This is a genomic window from Agrobacterium bohemicum, assembly GCF_001562555.1.
GTDB lineage: Bacteria > Pseudomonadota > Alphaproteobacteria > Rhizobiales > Rhizobiaceae > Agrobacterium > Agrobacterium bohemicum.
The window spans coordinates 1-5606 of the sequence record NZ_KQ961043.1; the positions used below are offsets into that span (position 1 = coordinate 1).

Below are 5606 nucleotides of genomic sequence, written 5' to 3' on the forward strand. Positions count from 1 at the left end.
CCGTTTTCTCCAGAACGAAGGACATCGTCGCTAGCAGCGCCGCCGCCCTCGTCAGTGAGCGGACTTATAGAGGACACACCTGAAACAAGTCAACAGTGCCCAACAAAGAAAATACAAAAATGTCGTAAGTAACTGGTTTTATTAAGGCGATTTCGGAAATCCTCCAAAAATGGCTTTTAAAACCTTCTTTATAGCGGCATTCGCAACGTCTGACCTACCTGTGGAACAGGCTTCTTCTAAATAGACCTGACGCACGCCACGTTTTCGCCGCGAGGGCGACGTATCTCCAGACATCAACGAATCCTTGAGGCAAGAAGTTTGGGACTATGGCTCGTTAATCACCGCCTGCGTTTGACTCGCTTGTCCGAAAGTTGCACACCTTCGGCGTGATGGTTTCTGGAGATTATATGAGCGATCGGTCCGGACAGGAATGATGACGAACAGAGACATGATCCGTTCGCTGGGGACCGAGCCACCTATATTGGCAGAAGGCAGACGAGCGCCTGATCGACGGGAAATCTCGTTGCGGTGGCTGAGCGGAACGTTTCTCACAGGCATTACCTCCTCTATCCTTATGGGTGTCGCTCTTTTCGCTGCTCTGGATGGCCGCCAGCAGCTGGCTATTCCGGCAGAAGCGTTTGCGCGTGCCGACATGGAACAGGATGCGTCTGAGACCGTGCGTCGCGGCGTTCGTCTTCTGGCACCCAATATTGCAGCCAGACCCTCTGACCGCTCTGTCATGGATGTTTCGACCGTCATTCACGATGGCGACAAGGAAGTGGTGCGCAAAGTACCCTTCTCTCATGTGAAGATCGCGCTTGCGGCCAACTATACCAATCAGGATGATTACCCTCCTTTCGACCCGCTGAACATTTTCGCGACGAATGAGGATGCCTCCCCCGCCGCGAGCAAGACCGGCACGATCTATGGATCGGAAGTTGAGTCCGAGGTCAGTCTGAAGACCGTAGCTTTTCCGACGAAAAACAGTCCGTTTGCCTATGCTGCCGCCATGAGCTTCGATGAGGTCGAAGAGGCGGTCCGTTCGAACGGTTCCATGCTGACCGATGGCAATGAGCAGCTATCTGCTCTTTACTATATTGATCCGCGTCGCTTCGAGGCGACTGAGGACGTGGATATGACGGCAGGGCTTTCGGCCCGCGTTGTTGAACAGAATATGTCCGTTTCCACGCCGCAGACCTCGACCGTCAAGGTTCAGGAATATGCCGATGACGTCATTCCGGTGCGTCAGGCCCAGACTATGGAGGCCACCCTATTTGGCGCAGGCTACTCCAAGGAGCAGGCCAAGCAAACGGCGGATGCCTTGAGTGCAGAGAACGGGTCGGCTGACGTTCAAGCCGGCGACGTGTTGCGTATCGGGATTTTGCAAAGCGACGAGAAGAGCGATGTCGTGCGCGCCAGTCTTTATCGCAAGTCCAGACATGTCGTGACCGTCGCCACCAACGACACCAAAAAATTCATCAAGGCCAGCGAACCGCCACAACTGGATGCCATCGCCACGGCGTTCGACAGCAGCAACGCGCCACTGACGGCCAACCGCGATTTGCCGCGGGTGTATGACGGTGTTTACCGGGCCGCGCTGACCTATGGCATGAACCAGTCGATGGTTGCGCAACTGGTGAAGCTTCTGGCGAGCAGTGTCGATTTTCAGGCACAGCTGAAGCCGTCGGATTCGCTGGAGGCTTTCTTCTCGGTCGAAGGGCCTGATGGCAAGGCGACAGATCAATCCGAACTGCTGTATGTGAATGCCAAGTTCGGCGACACCGAGACCCGCTTCTACCGTTTCCAGAATCCAGATGATGGCAGCGTCGATTACTTTGATGGTCAAGGCAAAAGCATCCGCCAGTTCCTGATCCGCAACCCTGTCCCGAACGGTCGCATGACGTCCGGCTTCGGGATGCGCCGCCACCCGGTCCTGCGGTTCAGCCGCATGCATACCGGCACGGACTGGGCAGCGCCGCGGGGAACGCCGATCATTGCGACGGGTAATGGCGTGGTCGAAAAGGCGGGGTGGGCTTCCGGCTACGGCAACCAGACGCTGATCCGCCATGCCAATGGTTATGTTTCCTCGTATAATCACCAGAATGCGATTGCCAAAGGTGTGACCGAAGGTGCCCGCGTGACACAGGGCCAGGTGATTGGCTATGTCGGATCGACCGGCCTTTCGACCGGTGCGCATCTGCATTACGAATTGATCGTCAACGGCACCAAGGTCGATGCCATGAAGGTGCGCCTGCCGGGTGGAAAGTCGCTTTCCGGCGAGGCACTGGCGCGCTTTTCGGACGAGAGAAAACGTATCGACACTTTGCTGAACATCGAAGGCAAGCCGGATCAGGTCGCAAGCCGGTAGACCCGCATTCGAGGACTATGGGAAAGGGCTCCATTTCTGGAGCCCTTTTTGTTTGATCATGCGGCGTCGGCAGTTTCGACGTCGGGACGCAGCGGCTTGATCTTGAACAGCAGCCGGTCCGTGCCCGACGTGACCTTGACGCGCGAGCCATCCGGGATTTCTCCACCCAAGATCATCTCGGCGAGACGGTCCTGAACGGATTTCTGGATGACACGCTTCAGCGGGCGGGCGCCGTAAGCAGGGTCGTAACCCTTGTCAGCCAGCCAGATCCGCGCATCCTCGTCCAGTTCCAGAATGATCTTGCGATCCGTGAGAAGCGACACGAGGCGCTTCAGCTGGATATCGACAATCGCTCCCATCTCGTTGCGATGCAGGCGATGGAACAGGATGATGTCATCGATACGGTTGAGGAATTCCGGCCGGAAATGCGACCGGACGCGCTCCATCACCAGCTCGCGCACGGAATCGACCTGATCATGATCGCCCATCTGCGTCAGGAACTCGGAACCGAGGTTCGAAGTCATGATGATGATGGTGTTCTTGAAATCGACGGTGCGGCCCTGCCCGTCCGTCAGACGGCCATCGTCAAGCACCTGCAACAGAACATTGAACACATCAGGATGTGCTTTTTCGATCTCGTCGAACAACACGACCTGATAGGGCCTACGACGGATGGCTTCCGTCAGCGCACCACCTTCTTCATAACCGACATAGCCTGGGGGCGCGCCGATCAGCCGGGCTACGGAGTGTTTCTCCATATATTCCGACATGTCGAGGCGAACCATTGCCGTCTCATCATCGAACAGGAAGCGGGCCAGCGCCTTGGTCAACTCGGTCTTGCCCACCCCGGTTGGGCCGAGAAAGATGAAGGAGCCGATTGGACGGTTGGGGTCCTGCAAGCCAGCGCGCGCACGGCGAACCGCTTTCGACACGGCCTGAACCGCCTCACCCTGACCGACGACGGACTTGGCGAGATCGTCTTCCATACGCAGCAGCTTTTCGCGCTGGCCTTCCAGCATGCGGTCGACGGGAATGCCGGTCCAGCGGGAAATGACCTGTGCGATATTGTCCGCTGTCACCACTTCCTGCACCATCGAACCGGCACCGCTGCTATCGCGTTCTTCAGCGGCAGCCAGTTCCTTTTCGAGACCGGGAATGATGCCATAGGTCAATTCGCCGGCGCGCTGGAACTGCCCGCCACGCTGGGCAATGGCCAGTTCGTTGCGTGCATCTTCCAGCTGCTTTTTCAGGTCGGCAGCATGGCCAAGCTTCTGCTTTTCCGACTGCCAGCGGGCGGTCAGGGCATCAGCTTTTTCTTCCGTATCGGTCAGCTCATCCTCAAGCCGCTTCAAACGGTCTGCGGAAGACGCATCGGTCTCCTGCTTCAAGGCTTCACGCTCGATTTTGAGCTGCATGATGCGACGGTCGAGTTCATCCAGCTCTTCCGGCTTCGAATCCACCTGCATACGCAGCCGCGATGCGGCTTCGTCCATCAGGTCGATGGCCTTGTCCGGCAGGAAGCGGTCGGTGATATAGCGGTTGGAAAGCGTTGCAGCCGCCACGAGAGCCGAATCCGAGATGCGGACCTTGTGATGCTGTTCGTATTTTTCCTTCAGACCGCGCAAAATGGAGATCGTGTCTTCCACGGTCGGCTCATCCACCAGCACCGGCTGGAAACGACGGGCAAGCGCCGGGTCCTTTTCCACATGCTTGCGATATTCATCGAGCGTGGTTGCGCCAACGCAATGCAACTCGCCACGGGCCAGAGCCGGTTTCAGCAGATTGGACGCATCCATCGCGCCATCCGCCTTGCCCGCGCCGACAAGCGTGTGCATTTCATCGATGAACAGAATGATGCCGCCAGCTTCGGCCTGAACTTCGTTCAGCACCGCCTTCAGACGCTCCTCGAACTCACCGCGATATTTCGCACCGGCAATCAGCGCACCCATATCGAGCGCCATCAGCTTCTTGTCTTTCAGGCTTTCCGGCACGTCGCCATTGATGATGCGGATCGCCAGACCTTCGGCAATCGCCGTTTTACCGACACCGGGTTCACCGATCAGCACGGGATTGTTCTTGGTGCGCCGCGACAGAACCTGCATGGTGCGACGGATTTCGTCATCGCGACCAATCACGGGGTCGAGCTTGCCGTCGCGTGCATCTGCGGTCAGATCACGGGCGAATTTCTTCAGCGCATCGAAACCCTGCTCGGCGTTGGCACCATCCGCGGTGCGGCCCTTTCGGATATCGTTGATGACCTGATTGAGGGCCTGCGCGGTGACGCCAGCCTTTTTCAGGGAGGCGGATGTCGTGGCCGATGTTTCAATGGCAAGCGCCTGCAGCAGGCGTTCGACGGTGACGAAGCTGTCACCAGCCTTTTTGGCGACATCTTCGGCAGTCGAAAAGACCTTGGCCAGCGGTGCCGTCAGCGAGAGACCGCCATTGCCGCCGGAGACTTTCGGCAGCTTACCCAGCGCTGCATCATTGGCGATGCGGGCTTCCTTGGCGTTTCCGCCAGCGCGCTCGATGAGCGATGCGGCCATGCCCTGATCATCGTCCAGCAGCACTTTCAGCACATGCTCGGCGGCGAATTGCTGGTGATTTTCGGCAAGCGCATAGGTCTGCGCAGATTGCAGAAACCCACGGACCCGTTCGGAATATTTCTCAATGTTCATGTCGTAACTCCTTGTACCGCCCTGCCCGTCTTCGGCACAGCACGGAATGTTAGGGTTGAGACTCCCTGAAGCGGCAAGTCCCGTTGCGATAAGGTTTTTATCGCCTGAAGCATAAGGCTCGGCCAAAGGCCGGGCATTCCGCTCCGTGAGGTTGATATGGTACGAAATTTTGCTGGTTTAAAGAGGTTGGGAATGGGGATGAGTGGATTTTTTGGGGTGTCGAAGGTGGCGGCGACACATCGCGACGGCCGGAGCAAGTTCGCCCCCCTCTGCCTGCCGGCATCTCCCCCACAGGTGGGGAGATCGAATGTGGATAGCCCTCGGCCATTTTGAACGTCGCATGTAAGGCAAAGTGTTTGCGTCTTGCCGATCTCCCCACCTGTGGGGGAGATGCCCGGCAGGGCAGAGGGGGGTGAGCCACACCCGCAAACGAAAAAATACACTCCACCACCCAATCCAATCCTGTCAAAAACCCCGGCCACCACACACGCACGCTTCGCCGTTCACGCGGCAGCGCCTGCCCGTGGCTTGATCTGTTCTCAGTGCCCATAACCATTTGCGGC

At 57.8% G+C, this 5606-nt stretch carries 2 protein-coding genes; one reads left to right on the plus strand and one right to left on the minus strand.

Features of this window, described 5'->3' with window-relative positions:
- Positions 1-430: 430 nt before the first annotated feature.
- Positions 431-2368, plus strand: a complete 1938-nt coding sequence (locus tag ATO67_RS22085; protein ID WP_067654042.1) for a M23 family metallopeptidase — start codon at positions 431-433, stop codon at positions 2366-2368.
- 56 nt (positions 2369-2424) lie between these two features.
- Here ATO67_RS22085 and clpB read toward each other — a convergent pair whose 3' ends face one another.
- Positions 2425-5043, minus strand: a complete 2619-nt coding sequence (gene clpB / locus ATO67_RS22090) for an ATP-dependent chaperone ClpB (RefSeq protein ID WP_067654045.1) — start codon at positions 5041-5043, stop codon at positions 2425-2427.
- Positions 5044-5606 lie beyond the last annotated feature (563 nt).

Coding starts and splice junctions, on each gene's coding strand:
- ATO67_RS22085 (WP_067654042.1), top strand. CDS start 431: ATGATGACGAACAGAGACATGATCCGTTCGCTGGGGACCGAGCCACCT.
- clpB (WP_067654045.1), bottom strand. CDS start 5,043: ATGAACATTGAGAAATATTCCGAACGGGTCCGTGGGTTTCTGCAATCT.